This is a genomic window from Nostoc sp. LEGE 06077 (assembly GCF_015207705.1).
GTDB lineage: Bacteria > Cyanobacteriota > Cyanobacteriia > Cyanobacteriales > Nostocaceae > Nostoc_B.
The window spans coordinates 1-24,392 of record NZ_JADEWI010000023.1; the positions used below are offsets into that span (position 1 = coordinate 1).

The 24,392-nt window shown below is 39.5% G+C and carries 17 protein-coding genes; 7 read left to right on the forward strand and 10 right to left on the reverse strand.

All coding sequences use genetic code 11. The features are described 5' to 3' along the window. Nucleotides 1-497 precede the first annotated feature (497 nt). The 3 genes from IQ244_RS16050 to cobU form a co-directional block, all read right to left on the reverse strand. The gene (locus IQ244_RS16050; RefSeq protein WP_193895766.1) at nucleotides 498-1,460 is read right to left on the reverse strand and encodes a ribonuclease Z; all 963 of its coding nucleotides are present in this window, start codon (nucleotides 1,458-1,460) and stop codon (nucleotides 498-500) included. Between the two features lie 200 nt (nucleotides 1,461-1,660). Continuing rightward, complete coding sequence (locus tag IQ244_RS16055; RefSeq protein WP_193895768.1) at nucleotides 1,661-2,092, reverse strand: hypothetical protein; 432 nt, start codon at nucleotides 2,090-2,092, stop codon at nucleotides 1,661-1,663. A 129-nt stretch (nucleotides 2,093-2,221) separates the two neighbouring features. Then, the gene (gene cobU / locus IQ244_RS16060; RefSeq protein ID WP_193895770.1) at nucleotides 2,222-2,779 is read right to left on the reverse strand and encodes a bifunctional adenosylcobinamide kinase/adenosylcobinamide-phosphate guanylyltransferase; all 558 of its coding nucleotides are present in this window, start codon (nucleotides 2,777-2,779) and stop codon (nucleotides 2,222-2,224) included. A gap of 179 nt (nucleotides 2,780-2,958) precedes the next feature. Here cobU and IQ244_RS16065 point away from each other — a divergent pair, with 179 nt between their 5' ends. From IQ244_RS16065 to IQ244_RS16085, 5 genes are all read left to right on the forward strand, one after another. Then, nucleotides 2,959-3,756 carry a hypothetical protein gene (locus tag IQ244_RS16065; protein WP_193895772.1) on the forward strand — a complete coding sequence of 266 codons (798 nt, stop codon included), beginning with the start codon at nucleotides 2,959-2,961 and terminating at the stop codon, nucleotides 3,754-3,756. Between the two features lie 134 nt (nucleotides 3,757-3,890). Beyond that, a complete protein-coding gene (locus tag IQ244_RS16070; protein WP_193895774.1) occupies nucleotides 3,891-4,823 on the forward strand; it encodes a glycosyltransferase in 933 nt (310 codons plus the stop codon). Nucleotides 4,824-4,838: 15 nt separating this feature from the next. Beyond that, nucleotides 4,839-5,780, forward strand: coding sequence for a glycosyltransferase family 2 protein (locus IQ244_RS16075; RefSeq protein WP_193895776.1), 942 nt, complete (start codon nucleotides 4,839-4,841; stop codon nucleotides 5,778-5,780). A gap of 152 nt (nucleotides 5,781-5,932) precedes the next feature. After that, on the forward strand, nucleotides 5,933-6,496 hold the full coding sequence (gene hpsU, locus IQ244_RS16080; RefSeq protein WP_193895778.1) for a hormogonium polysaccharide biosynthesis acetyltransferase HpsU: 564 nt from the start codon (nucleotides 5,933-5,935) through the stop codon (nucleotides 6,494-6,496). Nucleotides 6,497-6,867: 371 nt separating this feature from the next. Further along, nucleotides 6,868-8,316 carry a sensor histidine kinase gene (locus IQ244_RS16085; protein WP_193895780.1) on the forward strand — a complete coding sequence of 483 codons (1,449 nt, stop codon included), beginning with the start codon at nucleotides 6,868-6,870 and terminating at the stop codon, nucleotides 8,314-8,316. A gap of 336 nt (nucleotides 8,317-8,652) precedes the next feature. On the opposite strand, the gene patD is transcribed toward IQ244_RS16085, so the two are convergent. Continuing rightward, nucleotides 8,653-9,012, reverse strand: coding sequence for a heterocyst frequency control protein PatD (patD, locus tag IQ244_RS16090; RefSeq protein ID WP_193895782.1), 360 nt, complete (start codon nucleotides 9,010-9,012; stop codon nucleotides 8,653-8,655). 286 nt (nucleotides 9,013-9,298) lie between these two features. Between patD and IQ244_RS16095 the strand changes: the two genes are divergently transcribed. Then, complete coding sequence (locus IQ244_RS16095) at nucleotides 9,299-11,569, forward strand: RelA/SpoT family protein (protein WP_193895784.1); 2,271 nt, start codon at nucleotides 9,299-9,301, stop codon at nucleotides 11,567-11,569. 73 nt (nucleotides 11,570-11,642) lie between these two features. Here the strand turns inward: IQ244_RS16095 and IQ244_RS16100 are convergent, their stop codons facing one another. From IQ244_RS16100 to IQ244_RS16120, 3 genes are all read right to left on the reverse strand, one after another. Further along, entirely contained in the window at nucleotides 11,643-13,775 is a 2,133-nt protein-coding gene (locus tag IQ244_RS16100; protein WP_193895786.1) for a glycosyl transferase family 1, read from the reverse strand. 181 nt (nucleotides 13,776-13,956) lie between these two features. Next, on the reverse strand, nucleotides 13,957-18,009 hold the full coding sequence (locus tag IQ244_RS32530; protein WP_228058949.1) for a methyltransferase domain-containing protein: 4,053 nt from the start codon (nucleotides 18,007-18,009) through the stop codon (nucleotides 13,957-13,959). A 53-nt stretch (nucleotides 18,010-18,062) separates the two neighbouring features. Beyond that, nucleotides 18,063-18,449, reverse strand: coding sequence for a tetratricopeptide repeat protein (locus IQ244_RS16120; protein WP_193895788.1), 387 nt, complete (start codon nucleotides 18,447-18,449; stop codon nucleotides 18,063-18,065). Between the two features lie 629 nt (nucleotides 18,450-19,078). Here IQ244_RS16120 and IQ244_RS16125 point away from each other — a divergent pair. Beyond that, complete coding sequence (locus IQ244_RS16125; protein WP_015112211.1) at nucleotides 19,079-19,297, forward strand: DUF4327 family protein; 219 nt, start codon at nucleotides 19,079-19,081, stop codon at nucleotides 19,295-19,297. Between the two features lie 37 nt (nucleotides 19,298-19,334). On the opposite strand, the gene IQ244_RS16130 is transcribed toward IQ244_RS16125, so the two are convergent. From IQ244_RS16130 to IQ244_RS16140, 3 genes are all read right to left on the reverse strand, one after another. Then, nucleotides 19,335-20,591, reverse strand: coding sequence for a protein kinase domain-containing protein (locus IQ244_RS16130; RefSeq protein ID WP_193895790.1), 1,257 nt, complete (start codon nucleotides 20,589-20,591; stop codon nucleotides 19,335-19,337). An 88-nt stretch (nucleotides 20,592-20,679) separates the two neighbouring features. Further along, nucleotides 20,680-22,668 (reverse strand): serine/threonine phosphatase, encoded by a 1,989-nt coding sequence (locus IQ244_RS16135; RefSeq protein ID WP_193895792.1) that lies wholly within the window; start codon nucleotides 22,666-22,668, stop codon nucleotides 20,680-20,682. A 251-nt stretch (nucleotides 22,669-22,919) separates the two neighbouring features. Beyond that, the gene (locus IQ244_RS16140) at nucleotides 22,920-24,245 is read right to left on the reverse strand and encodes a PAS domain-containing sensor histidine kinase (protein ID WP_193895793.1); all 1,326 of its coding nucleotides are present in this window, start codon (nucleotides 24,243-24,245) and stop codon (nucleotides 22,920-22,922) included. Nucleotides 24,246-24,392 lie beyond the last annotated feature (147 nt).

Genomic DNA, 24,392 nt, shown 5'->3' on the forward strand with positions numbered 1-24,392 from the left:
TTTTAATAATGTAAGTTTTTTACGCACAATTACTTAATTGTATACTTAATCTTTATAAATTCTTCATATATGTTTAGAACATCTATTAAATATCTGTTTTAAAACCTAAAACCATCTAAAAATAAACATTTTAGCAATAATTTAATAATTATTAAGAAAGAAATTTACAGTATTTTAGGCAATCTCAAGTGTTTTTAGCGAAAAAAGGAAATTTTATTTTTAAAGTTTCTATATATTAAATATCTAGTAACTTTACATTTTTATCAAAATGTGTATACGCTAGTAATTAAAGGTGAGATTGTATCCTTTTGAGCGAGATACAAAAAGTTTACCAAGCCCCGACCGGGCAATAGAGATACACAGTAATGGCTCTCAAAACCATTGATTTATATGAGTGATAACCAGTATTAGTAAGAAATCCAGGCTGGAATTTGCTTGCTTTTAGCACATTGTAATTATCGCTTGACTTGGGGCGATGCAATAGTAATGCGATCGCCTTAACTTACAGACACTTGCTTCAACTCCACTTCCCGCCGTCTTGGCACATCATAACTCATAAAATCATAAGCCATATCAGTGTACGGAAAAATTGCACGGGCTTCCTGAAGCAAATCTTTTAATTCTATGGGGTTGCCAGGAGCGTAGCGAGGACTAAAATGAGTCATAATTAACCGCCGAGAACCAGCCGCTAAAGCTGTTTGTGCTGCCATCGTGGTTGTGGAATGCAATCTTTGAAAAGCCATCTCTGCGTCTGCATGGGCAAAGGTTGCTTCGTGAATTAAAACATCCGCATCCTGCGCCAATTCCACTGCGCCTTCTGTATAAATTGTATCTGTACAATAAGCTATTTTCCGGCCAATTTCTGTAGGGCCGCAAAGTTCCGTACCTTTAATCACTCTCCCATCGTCTAAGGTGACGGTTTCACCCCGTTTGAGTTGACCGTAAATCCGGCCAGGTGGAATTTGTAGCTCTTTAGCTTTTTCAATATCAAAACGTCCTGCGCGGTCTTTTTCGGCTACCCGATAACCAAACGCTGTGATCCGATGATGCAATTGGCCACAGGTAACAGTGAATTCTTGATCTTCATAAACTACTCCTGGACGGATAGCATGAACTTTGATCGGATAGGAGAAGTGAGTATGAGAATAGCGTGATGCTGATTGGATATATTCATTTAATCCAGGTGGGCCGTAAAGATCAATTCTGTCAACATTGCCAGCTAAACCACAACTAGCCAACAGACCCATCAAACCAAAAATGTGGTCGCCATGCAGATGGGTAATAAAAATTCGGGAAAGTTGGCTGATTTTTAGGTCACTCCGCAAAAGTTGATGCTGAGTACCTTCACCACAATCGAATAACCACAGTTCTGCTCGTTGGGGTAATCTCAGGGCGACACTAGAAACATTACGCGATCGCGTAGGTACACCGGAACTTGTCCCTAAAAATGTTATCTGCACAGCGTTTTTTCGTTTTCCTATTGCTGATTTTGGCGCTTTATTCTATATGTTGACATGGTTTATCAAAAAAATTTTGCTCTCAACACAGCACATCCAAGTACGAGTTTTTTTAATTTCTCATCCAAGTTCGGATAAAAATACCGCAGTTTTAATGATAAACCACGGTTACAAGCTTTCGGAAATGAATTGCGTCACAAAGCTTATTTAGTTTTTGCGGAAATATTTTCTAAAAGGCGATCGCGAATTCCCATTAGTTGTTCTTGGTTATCGATAGCCGAACGTGGTGCGGGTAAATCAGTATTCGGCCAACCGGGTAAATTATTGCATGGGCAAGTTTCTGCTGGCATCCCTACGTTTCTCATCGGTATCGGCATATTGCAGCGACCACAAGGCGTAATTTCCCATGCAGAAGTCAGCAATTCTGCAATGGTTTCATGAGTGCCTTCTAAATAACAATCGCCCGATTTTGATGAGATGATTTGCTGCCAACATTCTTCAAATTCTTGACTATAGCGATCGCCTCTATATACAGGTTGAGGTAACAAGCTTGCTGCCCCATTACCGATCACTACTTTCTTACCTAACTGAAACCAGTAGGCAAGATACTTCTTTATATCTTCTGTGTTTGCCATACCATGATTGTACATTCGGCATCAGGAGACTTGCTTTGTGTATATTATTAATTTTCTATTAAAAATTTGACTATCTATAGGCAGACAAAATAATAATCAAGTTCTTTTAATTTTTCTTAAAAATATACTTTACAATTCATCATCTATTTCTTTTGGTAGTGACGCTCCCAGCACACTCAAATTCAACACATGACCACCAGTAACAAGATAAACAGTGTCACAAACAGCACCTAATTGACGTACCAAAGAACCCAGGCGATCGCGGAATTGTCTCCCAATGGGATAAGCAGGAATTACACCCCACCCTACCTCTTCCGCCACAAACAGCATATCAGCCGCGACTAGTTGTACTGTCTCTAAAAACTCTGTGATTGTATTTTGCCAGCCAACCTCATCCTGGTCTAAAAGATTCGTTACCCAAGTTCCCAAAGAATCAACTAACAGACAACTATCAGGTTTAGCATCAGCCAAAGTAGCTGACAATTCTATGGGTACTGCCAAGGTTGCCCAATTTTGAGGACGGCGTTGTTGATGTGAGCGAATACGTTTTTGCCATTCTATATCGGCAGGATTTTCTGTGGCGGTGGCTACATAAACAACTTTTTTACCTAACTGCTTTGCTAGGTATTCAGCCCATTCACTTTTTCCCGACCGAGCAGGCCCCGTAATTAAAATAACTTTACCCACAGATATTTCCTAATACTTTTAGACAATGATTTTGAGGTTGTTTGTGGCAAATATCTTTTAAAAGATAAAATTAGCACCAGCATTAATTTGTGCCAAAATTGGCAAAAGCTCAAATTCCCAACACACCTTTGTGGATAATGAAACACCACAGAGGGCAGCACACATACAGGATTGCGTTTATGAAAACAGGACTAAAACGTATTGAGGCAACTCTACACGATCTAGGCAATCGGGACAATGCAACTGTCGAAGCGGGTGATACACCAAAGCACCCAGTATCTTTTAGAATTAGTGTTTCTGCCAAAGCGACTACCCCAGGTACAGATACATCAGATGATGAGACCATCACCCCAGAAATCATAGATAACCTAGATATTCACTCGCAAAATGACAGCACTGTTGAACAGCATCATTCTGTAGAGACATTTTCGGGGGAAGAAATTGGTGGTAAAACACCAAGCCTACCCAAGTTTAAAAGTCCTAGCTTTAGTAACCATCGTCATGGAGCGAACCCAGCCTTAGCAATGAATTTGTTGCAAGAAATTCAAATTCATGTGGCTGGTTGGCAGCAAGAACTCCAAATTATTCTGCAACAAATCCAAGAACTTTATCTAGAAGGGCCAATAGTTAATGGTTGGTTAGAGTCTAATCCCAAAGAACCAGAACAGCCTGGAACTGCAACACTCCGCCATGCAGAAGTTGATCGTTTGATGAACTATGTAGAAGAAATCTGTACCACTGGTAGTAAAGACGCTTATCAATTTGCGCGGACAGGTTATCGCCTTTGTGGTTTGGATGGCTCAGGTAAAGTTTGGTCACGTCCCTGTCCACCAGATCAAGTACCTACAGTTAGTATGGCGATCGCGCGGCATCAAAAATTACGCCAGCTGTTAGGACGCAAACAATATTTAGAAACGCGCTTGAGTCAGTTAGCCGAAACTCTCGTAGTTTTACACAGTCATATTCAACAAGCGTGAAGAATTAAGGACTATTTCCGAAGAAACGCGGTTGGTGGGTGGGAATTTTTTGTTATAGATTAGCACAGAGCAGGCGACCGTTGGATTGAAGACAGTAATCTAAAATCCAAGGGTGACAACTTAAAATTAATCCTATGCCAGACATCCAACTCTCTGCCATTATCTGTACGCACAATCGAGATACCTATTTAGGTGCGGCGATTGATAGCCTCTTGGCGCAGGATTTTGCTGCTGACTTTGAGGTGATAGTGGTAGATAACAACTCCAGCGATCGCACCCGCGAAGTTGTCGAACAAAGAGCCTGCAATCCCCGGTTAAAGTATATCTTTGAACCCACCACTGGCTTATCTGTTGCCCGTAACACTGGTGCTAAAGCTGCTAGTGCCGAAATTCTCGCTTATTTAGATGATGATGCCGTAGCCAGCGATCGCTGGTTGCAAGTATTGTATTCTGCCTATCAAAGCAACCCCAAACTAGCGATCGCTGGTGGCAAAGTAACGCTTTTATGGCCACCAACTATCCAACCACCCAAATGGCTATCTTCTGGGTTAGCAGGCAATTTGGGAGCTTACGATCTAGGCGATAAACTAGTTTACATCGAGCAGCCTGGTTTAACTCCCAGAGGCTTAAATTATTCGATCCGGCGTAGCTTTCTAGCAGAAATTGGTGGTTTTGATCCCCATCTCGGTCGAGTGGGGAAAAATTTGTTATCTAATGAAGAACTGCAAATGACGGAATTTGCACTTCAGCATGGTTGGCAAGTTGCCTATCTTCCTGAAGCTTTAGTTGCTCATAACGTTGCACCCGAACGACTCAATCGCTCTTGGTTTTTAAATCGCGGTTGGTGGCAAGGTATTAGTGAGTGCTATCGAGAACAACTGGCAGGCAAAACAGGTATCGGTCAATTACAGCGCGGTAGCGAACGCTTAATTAGGGGTTTATATAAGTCATTACAGTATTTTTCTGATCCAGCAGAACGCTTCGACAAACTTGTGTATACATATTGTCAAATAGGTTATTTAAATGCTGCTATTCAGGGTCTATTTGCTACATCCCATAAAAAATAACAAATAACAACATATATGTCATCTAAAATTCCCGTCTCTGTACTTATTCCTGCCAAAAACGAAGAAGCTAATTTGCCAGCTTGTCTTGCTAGTCTGCAAAGGGCAGATGAAATCTTTATTGTAGATTCTCAAAGTACTGATAAAAGCATCGAGATTGCTAACAATCACGGTGCCAATGTTGTGCAATTTCACTTCAATGGACGCTGGCCAAAAAAGAAAAACTGGTCTTTAGATAATCTACCTTTCCGTAATGAATGGGTACTCATTGTCGATTGTGATGAACGTATCACTCCCGAATTGTGGGATGAAATTGCTCAAGCAATTCAAAATGCAGAATTTAACGGTTACTACCTCAACCGTCGGGTATTTTTCTTAGGTAAATGGATTCAGCATGGGGGTAAATATCCCGATTGGAATTTGCGTTTATTCAAACATAAAGTTGGTCGTTACGAAAATCTAAATACTGAAGATATTCCCAACACAGGCGACAACGAAGTTCACGAACACGTTATTTTACAAGGTAACGTCGGCTATCTCAAAAATGATATGCTCCATGAAGACTTCCGCGATTTGTTCCACTGGTTAGAAAGACACAATCGCTATTCCAATTGGGAAGCTCGCGTTTATTACAATATTCTCACTGGCCAAGATGAAAAAGGTACAATTGGCGCTAACTTATTTGGTGATGCTGTTCAACGTAAGCGCTTTTTGAAGAAAGTTTGGGTACATTTGCCTTTTAAACCAATTTTACGCTTTATCTTGTTCTATATTATTCAACGTGGTTTTTTGGATGGCAAAGCTGGATATATTTACGGGCGGTTGCTAAGTCAATATGAATATCAAATTGGCGTAAAACTCTATGAGTTACGTAACTGTGGTGGTAAATTAAATACTGCAAATACTACTAAATCTTTACCACCATCTCTACCTCAAAAAATCGAACAGACAGCAACTTAGTAAGTATGACGTAAGAAGTCTGAAATAAAGAAACCCGGATAATTCATCAGCTGTGGAGCGATTGGTAATGGGTTGCTTTATTGAGAAATGAGGGACTGGGAAAATTATACTACCCAGTCTCTTTTATTTATCGACTATTGACCATTTGAGCAATGACTAATAACCAATCCTTTGTAGATTTACGCCAGTATGATCAATCCTGGTTTGACCGTGGCCGTCCATCCTGGTATGTTTTGTTATGGTGGTTTGTCCAGGCGATCGCCTTTCCTTTAACTCCACATCCTTTGAATAGTCTGCGTTGTTCTTTACTGCGGCTATTCGGTGCGCGGATTGGTCAAGGCGTATTAATTAGACCCACCGCCCGCTTCACGTATCCTTGGAAAATTACTATCGGTGACTACAGTTGGATTGGTGATGACGTAGTTTTCTACAGCTTGGATGAAATTAGCATTGGTGAACACTGCGTGATTTCCCAAAAAACTTACTTGTGTACTGGTAGCCACGACATCCAAGACCCGGCTTTTAGGTTAAAAACAGCGCCAATTACTATTAACAATGGGGTATGGGTAACAACAGATTGCTTTGTTGGCCCCGGAGTTGAAATTGGCGCGAATGCTGTAATCGGCGCTCGTAGCACTGTGTTTGCTAGTATGCCTAGTGGACAAGTTTGTTGGGGAAGTCCTTGTAAGCCACATCACTCTAGACTGAAAAATTAAGTCAATCAACCCAATGTTTAAGCGTTATGGCAGGGGATAGGTGACAGGTGACAGAGTTAAAAGTCTTTGATTGTCTAAGTTTTACCGCTTACCGATGTCCTAACTACCTTGGCTACATCTGTATTTTTATATAGCAGAGAACAGGTTTGAAAGTTTTTTAGTGTATTGATTTTCCAGTCGAGCCTGTATCTTATTCAGGTGCATACCGCTATGACTTTGAACGTTAATTCAAGTAAGACGGGGAAATTGCCCCCTTCTTGTTCGGTTATACTACTGTTGGTCGTACACAAATAAATATAACCTCTAAAGTAGTGGTAAAACATTACTTTTCCACGTTATTTAGTCGCTCTGCAACCAAGGGGTGAAAACCTGTGTACGAATGGATCTTGCCAAGCCTGAGTGAAGTTTTAGCCGAAAGTCAATCAACTATGGTTGAATGTTCACCAGCCAAGGCAGAGCGGCAATGGCGCATGAGTTTAGCAGCCACAGAACATTTATTAATTGAGACTTTAGGAATTACCTCTCCATGTGCTTCACCAGCATTGATATTAGCTGCACCAGCACCCTTATTTAGTCAACCAGCATTAACTCAAAACTTACAGACAGTTACTTTTACAGCCAAGCCATTTAACCCCTTGGCTTTAATGCCGTTTCAAATGCCGACAACAGCGACAGTTGCTGAAGAACATTCTTTTCAAGAAGCAGTCCTGCCTTTACTACCAGCTGATCCCTTAGTGGCAGAGCAATTTTGCTTGGTATTCACAGGTAGATTCAGATTAGTACTGATTTTGGCAGAACGTAAAAATGGTAACAAAATATTTTCATTTTCCTTTGACCCACAGATAGTTCAGCAAGCATGGCGAGCCATAGGGGCGCGGGTAATGCTGACTAATCCCGATTTCTGCGCGGAACTAGATGGTTTAGTGCAACAGTATTCACCAGTAGCTCCAGATTATCGAATTACAGCCCAGTTTAGCCAGTTGTTACTTCAGGAATTGCCAGAACCAGAAGCCAGTAAAGACTGGGAAACAGCAACAAGCTTCCCTCATCCCCAACCGTCAATTCCCAATTCGCAACACCCAGTCCCCGATGTAGAGTTGCTTCAAGCATTTGCTCATGAGGTTCGTACTCCTCTGACAACCATCCGCACCATGACTCGCTTACTACTCAAGCGGCGTGACTTACCTACAGGTGTAAGCGATCGCTTAAAAATTATTGATCATGAGTGTACTGAGCAAATTGACCGAATGGAATTACTTTTCAAGGCAGCAGAACTAGAAACTTGTGCTTCCATGAAAGCTGCGAATACTCATCTCACACCAATGTCTCTCAATCAAGTTTTGCAACAGAGTATTCCTCGTTGGCAACAAGCTGCAACTCGACGTAACCTGACTTTAGATGTAGTTGTACCACAACAACTACCTACAGTTGTTAGTAATCCGACAATGTTGGATCGGGTTCTCACTGGTTTGATGGAGAATTTTACCCGTAGCTTACCTGCTGGTAGCCATATTCAAGTACAGGTTATCCCCGCTGGTGATCAACTCAAGCTTCAACTATCGCCTCATCTTCATTGTCAAAACACAGATGCAGCAAATACATCTGTAACACCACCGATTCGTAAAGCTCTGGGTCAATTGTTAATGTTTCAACCAGAGACAGGTACGATTAGTTTGAATTTAACTGCAACTAAACAACTGTTCCAAGCAATTGGCGGTAAGTTGATTGTGCGCCAACGCCCGCAATATGGTGAGGTGTTAACTATATTCTTACCTTTGGAAGTCAGCCATCAGCAAAAGTTAGAACTTAGGAAGAATTAGTTAAGACTTACGCAAATGTCATATTTTTTGCGTTTAGGCTGTCAAAAGTTCAAAAAAACCTTGATTTTTAACCCTTGATCCTTGACTCTTGTACCAGAAACTAGATGTGCCAGCCAGTTGCGTAAGTCTGGCAATTTTACTTTATGGATGATACAAATACAGGTGTAAGGGTAGAGCCTAAACCTTACAAGTTCTTGTATATGTATCAAGATTGTGGTGAATTGAGATAACATACTGAGAATTTCAGCATCAAATCTTCATAAACTTCAAGACGCTATGTTGGCTACAAGATTTCTTTGATCCTGAGCCATTTAACGGCAAAACTTGACAGCCAGATTAATCTTCATTCACTTCTGGTGTCTCTTGTTGCAGTATTGCATGGCAATATTGAATTACAGTAGTGAGGCGATCGCTAATGGTTTGAAGTCTTGTTGTTGCTGTTGCGGCCTGCCGTGCGCCTTGGAAAAATGTGACATCAATTTCCAATAAGCGCAATTGTTTACTAATTTCAGTCCGAAACGACTGCTCTTTGGAGTTTACTGTCGCTAAAGGTACAATCTCCCGTTGAAATAACTGCTGTAAATCAGCAACGCACTGTCGCAGATGGGTTTTGTCAAGTTGCACAGCCGTGATATCAGAACGTAATTGCACTAATAAATTTGCTAGTGCTTGATATTTATCACAATTTAAAGACATCTAGTGCCATTTAAGATAGTATTAATGACAAGAAATTTTTCTTCTACAGTATATCTTTTTGAACCATTATCACTATCACAAGCCTCAAATTCCCTTTTGAGGCTTTATTAGCCATCTATGGTTTCTCCAGCTTATGCTTCTCAAAAGCTAAATATGGATGATTACCACAGGCAATTGAGTCATCATCCTCACACTGCATTTACCACACCCATTAGGGCAACAGTATCATCACCAGATTGATGCTGTAATTTTCGTCCATCTCTACTATCCCCCGATCACCTTTTGTATGAGCGGCATAGCTATTAGTACTTCAATTGACGTTACACTTCCAGAATGGCTCAACAAATGTTTGCGAGAGTCATCACCAAGAAGTGGCGAAGCAGAAGACCGAAGGCATTATGATGAATCATTAATTTGTCGAGCATTCACATTTGCCTATCAACTTCATCATGGACAATTTCGCAAATCGGGAGAACCATATATCTGTCATCCCGTCGCCGTAGCCGGTTTGCTGCGCGACTTAGGGGGTAGTCCTGCTATGATAGCAGCTGGATTTCTTCATGATGTAGTTGAAGATACAGATGTCACAATTGAAGAAATAGAAGAGCTATTTGGCGCAGAAGTACGACTATTAGTCGAAGGTGTAACGAAGCTTTCTAAAATTAATTTTAAAAGTAAAACCGAAAGCCAAGCCGAAAATTTCCGGCGGATGTTTTTGGCAATGGCTCAAGATATCAGAGTTATTGTAGTCAAGTTAGCAGATCGTTTGCATAATATGCGAACTCTGCAATATATGTCAGAAGACAGCCGTCGGCGCAGCGCCCAAGAAACACGAGATATCTTTGCACCTTTAGCTAACCGTTTAGGTATTTGGCATATTAAATGGGAACTAGAAGATTTAGCCTTTAAATATCTCGAACCTGAAGCTTTTCGCCAAATGCAGCAACACGTTTCCGAAAAACGCACGGCGCGAGAAGAAAAATTAGCCAAAGCTACAGAAATTTTACGCGAACGTTTACCCCAAGCAGGAATTCATTGCTTAGATATTAGCGGTCGCCCCAAACATTTGTATAGCATTTATCAAAAAATGCAGCGACAGCAAAAGGAGTTTCATGAAATTTATGATTTAGCGGCGCTGCGAATTATTGTCCAAACAAATGAAGAATGTTATCGTGCCTTAGCGGTTGTGCATGATGCTTTTCGCCCAATTCCCGGCAGATTTAAGGATTATATCGGATTGCCTAAGCCAAACCGTTATCAATCGTTGCATACTGGGGTCATTGGTTTAACTGGTCGTCCTTTAGAAATCCAAATTCGCACCCTGGAAATGCACCATATTGCTGAATACGGGATCGCAGCCCATTGGAAGTATAAAGAAACAGGTGGTTCTAATAGTCCGTTCACAGCATCTGATGAAAAGTTTACTTGGTTACGTCAGCTATTAGAATGGCAAAGCGACCTGAAAGATGCCCAAGAATATTTAGATAGCGTCAAAGATAACTTATTTGAAGATGATGTTTATGTCTTCACGCCCAAAGGCGATGTTGTACCTTTAAATCCTGGTTCTACCAGTATAGATTTTGCTTATCGCATTCATACAGAAGTTGGTAATCATTGTTCCGGCTCAAGGGTGAATGGGCGCATAGTACCTTTATCAACAAGGTTGCAAAATGGCGATATTGTGGAAATTCTCACCCAAAAGAATAGCCATCCCAGTTTAGACTGGTTGAATTTTGCCAGGACTTCTGCTGCTAAATATCGGATTAAACAATGGTACAAGCGATCGCGCCGCGAAGAAAACGTCACTCGTGGCCGGGACTTATTAGAAAAAGAACTCGGTAAAACTGGGTTTGAGAGTTTGTTAAAATCAGACGCAATGCAGACTGTCTCGGAAAAGTGCAACTATCACAGCGTCGAAGATTTACTTGCAGGTTTGGGTTATGGCGAAATTACCCTGAATTTGGTACTCAATCGCTGGCGGGAAGTTGTCAAGTCACAGCAACCTGCAACAATGGTGATACCGCCCTTTGTCGCCAAAGAATCATCAGCCACAACCAAAGCTTTACGGGATGTACCTCACAGTAGCTCCCGTGCCAGTGATTCGCCAATTGTGGGTGTCGAAGGTTTGGTGTATCATCTGGCTGGATGTTGTACGCCGATTCCTGGTGAATCGATTATTGGGGTAGTGACACGCGGCCGAGGAATTTCTATTCATCGTCAAGGGTGTCATAATTTGGAAAATGTTGAGTGCGATCGCTTAGTCCCAGTAAAATGGAACTCTGCTGTAGAAACTAGTGCGCGTCCCCATACTTACCCCGTTAATATCCAAATTGAAGCTCTTGACCGTGTTGGCGTTTTAAAAGATGTTTTGTCACGTTTGAGCGACCAAGGGATTAACGTGCGCCATGCACAAGTCAAAACCGCTATTGGACAACCAGCATTAATGGACTTAGGTATAGATATACGCCATCGCTCGCAGCTGGAACAAGTGTTTATCCAAATCAAAAAAATGAGCGATATTGTCAATATTCGCCGCGTTGGTCAAGCTGAGGAGTAGGTTGTTATTTTAGGTGACAGATGATAGAGTGAAAAGTCTTTTTTCGGTCTAGGTTTTATCATCTACTAATGTCCTAAAACTTTGGCTGTTGTTCGACAATTTGTTGATAAAAAGCTTCTAAACTAGCAACACAAGCCTGGTCATCAAATAGTAGATGATGACGCTGACTCATTTGTGCGGCAATATTGTTTCGCCAAGTTGAGTCTAGCCCTAATTTGACAGCGATATCAATATATTCTGCTTCATTTTGCGCGATGGTGTCGGTTACTCCCAGCATTTTGAGAAAGCTATCGGAGTGACGACCACGCATAAATTCTCCTGGACAAGTGACAACCGGAAGATTACAAGCGATCGCTTCTAAGGTAGTATTACCACCAGACCATGTAAAAGTATCCAGATAAACATCTGCTAATAAGTTAATCATCAAATAGTCTAAACGTTCTGGGATACTCAAAAATACACAGTAATCTTCACTATTCAAACCTATCCCAGCAAAGGCACGTTTGAGACGCTGTTGAAGTAACGTTCCTCGTAAAAATACAAACTTAGCTTGCGGAACCCGACGTGCAATTTCCGCCAAAATAAAATCATATTGTGGCAAATATTTAAACGGTGCTTGGCAACATAAATAAATTACCGCATCATCTGCAAGTTGAAAATCTGAGCGCGTTTTGATGACGGGGGGAATATAAGGTTTAGGGTAAGATACACCAATATTCGGTAAGCGAATGAGTTTTTCAGAATAATGTTCTTGAGCATTTTCTGGTTCCATTAACTCGCTAGATAAAAAATAATCAATTGTTGGTAAACCAGTTGTGACAGGATGTCCCCAGGCTACACATTGTACAGGTGCAAGCCGCAGTCCAGCCATTTGCATAGTTTGCGGGTTCATACCAATTTCGGGAAACACTAAAATGTGTAAATTATCCGCAATTATTTGCTCATAAACTCCTGGTAAATTATGAGGAATATGGTGAAAAACATCACTATATTCTTGAAATTGTTCTGTTACTGGGTCTGGTTCATTGCCTGTATAGTAACAATAAATCTCGAAGAGTTGATGATTACAGTAGCGAAGCCAGCCAGTTAACCATAATGTGCCACTATAAGAATGTAAGAAATTAGAAACATACCCAACCCTAATTCTTTGCTGTGGCTGAATATTTGGCATAGATAAAGGCGCAATCAATTGAGGATAATTTGCAGCCATAATTTTATGGACTAATTGTCCATATTCACTTTGCAAATCTCGATCATTTTGAGCTTGATAGGATAGATAAAAGTTAGTCAGCCTACTTATACCAGCTAAGGCATTATTTTTTTCTTGAGGAGTATTTAAGCTAGTCTGTGCAATTAAATCTTGTAATCCTTGGGTATAGCGATCGCGATAAAAATTTATTTCATCTTCATTGTCATAAATGCTGGGAACTGTTAAATATTTGAGAAGTTTAAAAGTATAATCATCTGGCAAGCATATACAAGCATTCTCAGCACGAGCAATTGCTTCTTGTATTTGACCATTACGACGTAAATCAATAATTAGTGAAAAATGTAACCTACCTTCAGTGGGGTATAATGCGATCGCCTCACGCAGCGTTGTATAATATGCCTCAGTTTGCTGGGAACTTCTGTAGCAATGAATCAAATTCCCATAAATTTCTAAACCATTGACTTGTAATTCTAGCAGTTTTTGATATTGGGCGATCGCCGCTTGCCACTGTCCTTTTTGAAATAATCGATTAGCTAAATCGTAAATAAGTTGAACTATCGATATATTACTAAATTCATCTATTAAATATCCGGGAATATTATCGGCTGGCGAATAACTTAAATCTTTCTGATTCTCCTGAGTTAAAATAATTTTTGCATGAATTTGAGAAGACATTGTTTCCCACTGTTCAGCATCTAAACTTTCCAGGAGAGAAATTTCACAACTTGTACTCATATCAGAATCATCTGACATCAGCAGATTCATCAATACTCCAGATAATGCTAAATTAGCTACATCTTCAGAAATATTACTACTATCTATAATTAGAGTCATCTGGCTGCTATCAGGATGATGATTCACCGCCTCAATCACCCTTTCTAAATTGAGACAAAGAGACTCTTCTGGCTTTGACCAATCAGGAAAGATAATTACATTGATATTACTTGTATTCAGATTATCTGAATCATCGATTAATTCTTCTGATGTAGTAATCAATGTATATTCTCCTATTATTAAATATTATCTAGACAGCTTTTTAAAATTAGAGTAGTGATTAAATTGTCGGATGTGTTAAAACAACGCATAACACACCACTAAATATGGTGTGTTACGGCTAGTGATTATTTTTTCACTTGCAAATTTTTGCATAGCCTTACTTAACACACCCTAATTAACTCTATAAAATACAAAGTTGCTTAATAAAGCTTTCTAGTTCACAGGCTGGTAGTGATTCTAGTGGTAGTTCTGCTAAAGCAGCTTTATTTTCATGTTCCAAAATAATTCGGCTGCTAAGGCGAGGTAATAAAGCTTGCCACTGAATATCTGCTAAACTACCAACCAAAGAAATTTCTAGTCCCTCGCTGATATCCAAATCTGCTTCCATCAGCAAATTCATTGTAATCCCAGAGAGTAAAAGTTCTGCATCCTCAGCAGAGATGTTACTGGTGTTAATTAATAAAGTAGTTTTTTGGCTATCAGGAGAAGTTGCGATCGCTTTAATTACAGATTCTAACTCTAAACCAAGCACATCTTCTGATTGCGACCAATCAGGAAAAACAATTAGATTAATTTCCTTAAGATTTAAAGATAGCAAACTAGCATTAATCAAAGCAGTAGTGACTATATTGGCCATCTTTGACCAAGAAAACTTTTGTGCTTGAGCCAAACCTGCATTAATCAATGCTTGACGAATACTAGGTTTCTGCACATCACATAAAGCATTTGCTAGTCCGTTTATATGATCATCATTCACATATATTACTGCCTCGCATCCAACTTCAGGAATGGAAGCATTAGGACAAGTAATTACTGGACAGCCACAAGCCATTGCTTCTACAATTGGCATCCCAAAACCTTCATACTTAGAAGGATAAACCAAAGCCACTGCACCAGAATAAGCTGTTGCTAACTCTTCATCACTCAGCTGCAACATATAAACAGAACTACCTGATGTACAATCTCTAAATTCAGGTGCTAATATCCCGCCACTACCTGTGCAAATAATATCAAATCCATAGCTACTAGCCAGTTGAGAAAATGCTTGAAAGAATAACATACTATTCTTATAACCACTACCAGCACCAACTAAAAGAAAATAAGGTTTTGTAATACCATATTTAGCTATAAATGTATTAATCTCTTCCGGCTTTGCTGGTGAAAAATTACTGCTAACCCCACAATGAGCCACGGTAATAGACTCTACAGGAATTTCAGGAAAGCAGTTTGCTAAATCACGCGCTGTATGTTCTGAAATTGCTATATGAGCAGAAGCTTGCTGGATACCTTGATGTTTTACTTGCCACATGGGATTATCCATATTCCATCCCATAACTTCTGGAATCATGTCATAGGCCATGAATACAGAAGGTGTTGTAATCGGTGTTGTGTAATAAGAAGAGATAAATAAATCTGCACCTTCATCATCACAGATTTGTTGAAGCATCTGTTTATCTGCTTCAGTATTGTTATAGTCATAATTTGCAATGTCTAAATACCTAACTCCAGAAATTTTAGGTGCTGTATTACCACGGTCAAGGACAACAATATGTTTAGCAAATCTATTAGTTGCCCATTCTTCTAATAATGATTTCCAGACACGGGCAATCCCAGTTTCATAGAGTTGAAAGAATACACCATCCACTAATATTATTGGATTCTCTGTACTAGAATCATTATAGTTATCAGCCCTGATAAAATTATTATGATTCCTATTGATTAGTGAGATAACTGCTTGTGAGTAATCCTGCTGAAGTAGAGACTGTTTGTTGAATGGTTCTATGGGAGAATGACATAGAGTATTAAATAAATCTGGAGGTAAAATCTTTTCAGTTAATAGATGAAAAGAGGAACCATCTGAGTACAAGTTTAAATTATACTTTTCTGCTATTTTTGATAAAGTCTTAATAGTATATATAGAGATATGCTGTCCGTCATGAGGTGAATAGTACCACCACTCATTAGGTTTAGGATTATTTTCAGGCAGGATTTCCGTACTAAATAAAATATTTTTAGAAATATTTAAAATATTTTCAATTTCTTCTATTGGATTGATAAAATGCTCAAATACTTCAAATGCCGTTACTAATTCATACGAACTATTATTTGCTTCATCAAATTCAAAACCTTTAGCAAATAAATTAGTACAAAATTTATCATACCAATAAAAATCAAATCCAAAGTCTCTCATCATTCTCACGAATAGACCATAGCCACCGCCATAGTCTAAAAACTTTGCTTCATGGTCAAAGATATTGAATAAGATATGAGCAGTTCTTCGTGATAAATTATTGTTGCGGAATACTAAACCAATATCAGTACGAGCTATAGCATCCGAGTAAGCCTCATCTAACCAATAAGGTTCTTCCGTTTGCACAAATCCACAATCAGAACATTGAAAATAATCAACTTCATACTGACCGAGTACAATACTTTTAGCAAAGTCATGTGAAGAAGATTCACATACTTTACATACAATAGATAAATTACTAAAGAAAGTTTGCACTGAAGGTATGAGGTCTTCAACATTCCATACTTGTTTTTTGAGATATTTTAGTTCTGGTAAGTAAAAATGAGGCAGTCCATCTTGTTGGGAACTTTGGTAATACTTATCTACTTTGAGTTTGCGTTTTGATTTACTATTAATTAATAAATCTAGATGGTAAATACTCAAATCAGGCATTAATTTGCCAGGATGCCACAGCCCATTAATTGTTTCATGGATTTTGCCTTCATAATAAATATTTTTATTAAATCTAAATAATCTCCTTTGAGGATCAGGATAGTGGGGTTTACTAGATATATATTGTTTTTTATTAAAAGGAGTTATCCATTTCCTCGGAAGCCAAAAATTATCAGTATCGGAAATTAATGTTTGCTTGATAATTTTTAAAAAATCAAGAGTTCTCTGATCAATAAACTCATCAGAATCAAGAACAAAAACCCAGTCTGTATTGACATATTGGAGATAGACATTTCTTTGATTAGAATGATTACCGCTCCATTGGGAATGAATTATTTTAGCTCCATAATTCAAAGCTATTTCGCAAGTAGAGTCAGTACTACCACCATCAACGATTATTAATTCATCATAAATATTTTGTAGAGATTCTAGAGCAATAGTTAATGTTTTCTCAGCATTCTGTACCATCATACAAACGGAAAGACTATTGCCTAAAAAATCACTCTTCTTATGACTCTCTTCTAATACTTTTTCTTTTTTTATTGGAGTATTTTTTTTATCAATATTGATTTCATTAAAGGAGGTTTTAGTATTTATATGCCCTTGAATCTGGTTTACTGAATCTTCATGATAAGTATTTATTGTATTGGATGAATCCGATACAATATTTGGGTGATTATGAGGTTTTTCTAAAACTACTAAAATGCCATTATTTGAAAAATACTCTCTTCCAGGATACAAAGTTTTTAGTTGCTGCTGAATCTCTTGAGGAATTGTACATAAACCTATTAGATCAAATTTTTTGATTGTGAAAGAGCTTTGATTGATAAAATTAAGATAATCTTCCGTAAAAAACCTATTAATATGTCCAGAGTTATAAACATGATACATCATTAAATCTACAGCTTCTTTATCTGTAAATTGATAGAGATAATGACAAAGCTCTGGAGGACGCATTAATAAATGTCCCCAAGGCGGAATAGGAGAGGCTTGAAAATCAAAACTTCTCCCTTGAGAGTCTGTAATTGTAGGTAGATGATGCCCATCATGGGCAGACCAAATAGGAGAAAAAACTGAGAAAAGCTGACCTCCTGGTTTTAAAGCTAAAAACATTTTCTCTAAGGCTGTAGGAAACTTATGTATGTGTTCAAATGCAGCTATAGAGAAGACTAAATCATATTGATTGTAATACTCAGGAGGTAGCTCTTCCATATTTGCTGCATAAAATTTGTACTTCTCACTATTTATATTTTTATTCTCAGTAAAATCTAATTTTTCCTCATTCGATAGATGACGCAATATAGATGCTTGGGAAATATTGCTCACTCCCTTAAGAGTATCTTCATATTCTGGGGACTCAACAGCAGTCCAGGTTTTAGCATGTAAATAATCGAAAACAAATTCTTGAGGTAGACTACCTCCAACCTCTAAAACATTCTTATTCGCAAATCCTACTAATTCTTCGCACCTTAAAGAAAAATGTACATGGTAAGAAAGATTAAATTTTTCTTGGCATTCTGATATGTTGGACTGAGTAAGTTTTTTTATCATATATTTTTCTCCCTAAAATAATTATATTTTTCTCTAAGTAGTGAGCCTTATTTTTACCTACCTTGCTGCTTCTTGACATCCGCTAAAACAACTTTGTAGTCTTGCCTGTCAGGATGCAATTGCACTAACTTTTCCATCAGCGCGATCGCACCTTTGGTATCTTTTAAATGTAGTCGCACTATAGCTAGTTTTTCTAAAGCAGCTTGGTTGTTTGGCTCCCGTTGCAAAACGAGTTCATAACCTTGTGCTTGTTGCTGTAAAGAAGACTCAATCGCTACATTCTTTGAGGGCGGCTGCTGATGGGTTTGTTGTAATCCACTAACCACCCCAAATACCGTAGAACCTACGAAAGACACTAACCCGACTATTGTTAAAACCCTTTTCTTCCGCTCAATTTTCTTTTGACGGGAAATAAGATAATCATCCCCAGAACTAGACATGTCTCAATAGTTGCTGTCAGAAATACTGAGATACCAGCAAGCCTCCAGTTATGAGAGTACCCAGCACCCTAGATAAACTATCATCTAGATTGTAAAGTTTTTATAATTCTTAAGTGGCATACTCAAATGATGAAATAACCAGCTATGTTACGGTTAATCTTCGTTTAAAAATTAAGTTTATATAAATTTTTGTAATAAATATATCTACTTTTCAGATGCTTGCGATAACGTATGTTACGTCTAAATACGCGCGGTAAGCTCTCCTTCTCCGTGTCTGAAAAACCTCAAACCAGCCAAAATCCTTGTTTTTCCAACAAGTACTCACATACTGATGGCCGAGGTAGATAAAATTCTGCAACTTCAACTTGTGTTATCAGTGCAACTGTCAAGACGGCTATTTTTTCGTTACGCATACACGATGACTTGTAAGGAAACTTCTCAGTTTTGTGGTGGTAATTACCGTACAAAACCGAATTTATCCCAAAATAAGCAGTGTTTGTTATGGTATAGTTAGAAAGTTAAGACTAGCTTTACCAATTCCAACGCTCTACGCATCGATAACAATTGCCAAGCGGAAAGCAGTTTTGATTAAGCATTTACCCAAACGAAATTTGAATTCAATCTAGGTTATGACTCAGCAAGTAATTCACCCAATGGTGAAATTGCAGCGTAACGTGCAATCACTCGTAGAATCCAATATCATCAAACCAACTGATAGCATTTGGAAAATTGCCTTTCTCTATGGCAATGACTGGCAGCACTGGAAACAGGAACTGTTAGACTTTGGCTTCAGTATGCAAGATCCAATTAGTGAACTGCTGTCAGTAGACGCATGGGATGAAGAATAGGGAGTAGGAAAATTAACTACTCCTCACTTACTAATCCCTAAATGATGACCGCTAATGCAGTTGCTAATTCCCCAGCAGTTTGATATCGATCGCGTGGCAATGGCTCAGTAACACGTTCAATCACCTCTCTAATTTGGGGTGTAATCGTGGGAGAGTTTGCCACATCAAACCGAAAATTTCGTCCTTTTTGGCGGAAAAATTTAAAAGGATTTTCCCCAGTCAGCAAAAAAATTAGTGTTGGCCCGATGGCATATAAATCTGATTGAATCAGAGGTTGTCCCCGTTCTTGTTCGGGGGCGCAATACCCTTCTGCGCCAATTCGAGTGCCTGGTGTCGTGCCAATTTCTTTCACAGCGCCAAAATCTAGCACCACTATATGATTATTGGCATTTCGCACCATCAGGTTAGCGGGTTTGATGTCACGATGAATTAGTGGTGGTTCTTGGCTATGCAAATAGTCTAAAATGTCGCAGGTTTGAATCATCCAGGCGATCGCCTGATTTGGCGTTACAGGCCCAGTCATCTGGACTCGCTTTTCCAAATCTTGCCCATGAACTAATTCCATAGCCAAGTATTTTTTGCCGCCTTCCACGAAAAAGTCATAATACTTGGGAATGCCTGGATAGTTGAGGGATTTCAGCGTATGCGCTTCCCGCTCAAATAATTCTTGGGCTTTAGCAATTTTAGCCATATCAGCGTTCATTTGCTTTAAGACCAAAAGTTGCGGATTTCCAGTCATCCAACCTTTTGTATCCCAAGCTAAATAAGTGGTACCCATACCTCCTTGTCCTAAAGTTCGCAACACCTGATACTGACGAATCGTCTGTTGCACTGATAAAGGTTGACCACAATGAATGCAAAATAAATTTTTCGGAGAATTACCTTCGTGGGTGCAAGTGTAAGAGCCTCTGCCAGGGTCATGATTTAAAGACACTGATGCCGCCAATTTTTCTTCGGCTGCACTGCTTTCTGGCAATATCTCCTGAATTTGAAATTGCAGTATTGGGCCTCCCTGTGCCAGTTGCAGGAGTGCATTATTAGGTAATGGACTTTGAATGACTAAAATGCCATTGAGGAAAGTACCATTTGTACCTTGACTATATATCTGCCAAGATTCATCATTGCCACCAGCACTGATTTGCCTGAGTTCTAGATGATGTCGAGAAACCAAACTATCGGATAAAACCACATGATTATCCGCCGCTCGACCAATCCGAATCACGGCGGAGTTCTCAAAACACCACTGTTTCAGTGGTGTTTTGTTTTGTGGTTCTAACAGTGTCACAATAACCACAATAAAACCTGCATAAAAAATAGGGAGTAGAAATTAAAAAGTTAAAAATTAAAAGTAAAAAGTCAAAAGTAAAAAGACTTTTACCTTTTTACTTTTGACTTTCCATGTTTGGGCGGACTTTTGCCCGCACAAGTATTGCTGTGATGTTGTCATGACCATTTTTTTGGTTTGCTAAATCAATTAATTCGGTGACACCTCGTTCTAGGTTAGCGCCAGAACTGAGCAAAGGAAGTAAGTGAGTCTGCCAATGGGTTTCTAGTAAATCATTATCTGATAAACCGTCAGAGGCTAGGATCAGCAAACTATCTTCATTAATGTCAAAAAAATCAACATCAGGATAGATGGCGCTTTCGTCACGCGGCCCTAAAGCTTGAGTTAATTGATAAGCATCTGGACGAGCATAAGCAATACTGGGTTCTACTCCCCGCGCAATTTCCCGTTGTCCAACTTCATGATCTACGGTGATTTGTTCTAATCCTCGTTTGCGAGTTAAGCGATAAAGGCGACTATCTCCCACATGAGCCACCGCTACTTCAGTATCTTGAATGAGGAGGATGACCAAAGTAGTACCCATACGCCCAACTCCTGAACGGGCATCTTGTTGATTTAGCTGATAAATTGCTTGATTAGCTAAATAAACTGCCTCGCGCATATTTTCTTCAGTTGGGTGCTTGTCGCTTGTCCAAAGTTCTTGGAAGTATTGCCGCACGGTGTTAACTGCCAATTCACTAGCAATTTCACCTCCAGCATGGCCACCCATTCCATCGCAAAGGATATACAAACCACGGGCTTGGAAGATTCTGTTTTTGGGTAATTCCAGCTTCTCAACTTTAGTGTCAATGCCAAAGTAGTCTTCGTTATGCTGACGCTGACGACCTACGTCTGTACGTCCGACATCTTCTAGACTGCTTAATTGCATTGACAGCACAATGGTGGGTAAGTCGTCGCTTTTGCCAGCACTGTCTTCACCTGGCGCATCTTCTAATTGAATGATTGTGGGCGCAGTTGGATGTTGGTTTGCGGTTGGAGAAAAACTGGGAATTGGCGATGTTTCTAGTTCTGTGGCGATCGCTTCTAGGCGCGATCGCAACTGGGCGATGGTTTGAATTTTCCCTAGTTTTAAATCCTCAAAAATCTGCAATACAGCACCAAACTGCGTACGTTGGGATTGCCTAAATAACTCCTGCCAAATCTCCCCTAAAACTTTCACACTAAAAGGCTGTTCTGTGAGTGACAATGTTTCGTCTTCAGCTTCGGCATCTGCTTCTGCCTCAACCTCCCCATACAATCTGGCTAAAGCTAGGGTTTGGTCTTCATCTAATCGCAGATTCGACAACTCCAGTAGACTTTGACGGCATTTCACTGGTTCTAATACTGACCAAAGCTGGGTCATTTGATAAAACCAATGTAAAATTTGTAACGAACTAGTTGTCTCTTCTTTCCAGAGTTCAGTTAACATTGGCCAATCAGAACGGTCTTCAATTAGCACAACCTGGGTGTTGCCCTCTTGCCACGCATCATGAATGACTGGCATTTCCGATTGACCTTTTGATTGTAATTGTACGTAGGCTTTGGCTAACCGAGGAATCCCAATTTCTTTACCTGCTGAAGTGAACAATCCTTGATTTTGGTTTTCTAATATTGCTGTAATTGGTGATATTTGATACGGATAACAATCTAAAACTCGCACACAAATTTCTGTCTGGCTGGTATTTTCCTCGGAAATGGGTAGGTGTTCTAACAATTGATAACGCTGCTCTTTATCTATGTAAGAACCAGCTTTCATCACAGGTCTAGCAGTCAGCGGTAAAGTATTTTCCGTGGAAAGAGGTAAAGTTGGTAAATCATCCTGATCATCTTGCCAACTGCCTAATTCCCAGTCCCCGCTGCCTTCCTTCGTAATAATTGCCCACCAAACTTGCCCACATTCTGCACCGCAGTTATCACAACTTTGGGCATTCAATGGTACTTCTGTACCACAGTCATGGCAATCATGGTGAGTTAAGGAGGTGCCACAGTTTTGACAAAATTTATTCGCATTGGGGTTTTCAAATTTACACTGAGGGCAAATCAGCATAGTGGAAGTTCCTTTATTCCCGTTCCAAGGTGCTTCTAGCCACTAATATCCAAAGTGCCACAATTTTAGTTGCCCCTGCCTACAGTAGACTTACAAGAGATTGTGGTTTCACCAGTGAATGTTGGTGGCAGTATTAATTGTGACGCATATTAGCTAAATATTTGAGATAACGGCAAATAAATTTTTACTGATCAACATAGTTATAAGCAATATTGACTTTGCTCATAAATTCTCCCGTTACTTTTACCTTTTTACTTTTTACTTACTTGACGATGCAATGGTAATTGAATAGTAAAACAGGTACGATTTGACTCGCTTTCTACCTCTATTGTTCCTGCTAATTGCTTAATTAATTTCTGCACTAATGCCAGTCCTAAGCCTGTGCCACCTTGTTTCCACGGATCATTACTAGGAATGCGGTAGAATTTTTCAAATATCTGGGGTAATTCCGCACTGGCTATTTCTACACCCGAATTAATCACTTGAAATTGAATATTTTGTAACTTTAATTGGGCAGAAATAGTGATTTCGGCATCAGGGGGGCTAAATTTACAGGCATTAGTCAGCAGTTCGATGAATATACGCTCTAGGCTGAAAGGATCGCCAGCCAATGGCGGGAGATTAGGCGCTATAACTAGACGCATTTTTTGCTTGCACATAGCGCGATTACGTGCTTGAAATAGCTCTACAACCCGCCAAAGCCATTGTTGGACTTGAATAGTTTCCAGTACCCAAGGTTTAGCATTGCTATCTAACCGCTGTAAATCAAGAAAATTATTAATCAGGTTGATTTCGCGATCGCACTCGTTATCTAAAATTTCAAAATAGCGAGATGCTTTGGAGCGTTCTGCTGGTGGCTTGGCCATTTCCACCAAAAAATTTTGCTCTTTGTTCAGTGCAATTCCTAGCATTTGAATTGCCATTTTCATATTTGTCAGTGGTGTGCGGAGTTCGTGGGAGACTGTGCTGAGAAATTCTTCCTTGAGGTGGCTGAGGCTTTCTATTTCTGCCAACTGTGCCTGCATTGTAGTTTGGCTGGTTTGTTGGCTAACTTCCTGCTGTTTGTTAACGGTAATGTCTTCGCACATCATCAAAATCACAGGACTTTTCTCAGGATATTCTTGATCAGGCGCTATCTGGAGTAGAATTTTGACCCATGTAATTTCACTATCAGGGCAGTTTAAACGATATTCTCCATTGATAGATGGGCTGGGGTGAGTAGCACTGAAGAGTTTAATTAATGCCTCAGCTAGTTTTTGTTGATCTGTTGGCTCAAATAGATTAAATACGGAAGTTTTGATTAATTGTTCCGGTGTGTAACCCAGACAGTTAGCTCCGAACTGGTTGACAGAAACAATTCTCCCGGCTGCATTCAAACTGAAATAAATCGCTGGCGTATTTTCATAGAGGGTTCGATACCATTGGAGTTCTGCTTGTGTACGGCGAAGCATTTCTGCTGTGTACAGTTCTAAATCCGAGGTTCGTTCAGCCACGAGTTCCAAGCAAGCAGGAGGTGCTGACAGGGTATCTTGTGGTTCGCGCGTTTGATGCCAGAGCGATCGCTGATTCAAGCTCATAAGACGTAAACTTGTACTCACAGGCTAAAATTCATTAATAGGGAATAAAAAAAACTTATTATACTTTTTTTGATTAGATTTAACCAATTACAGCCAAAAAGATTCTTTCCCAGTGTTTAATGCTTTCTATTGATAGCTAACACCCAC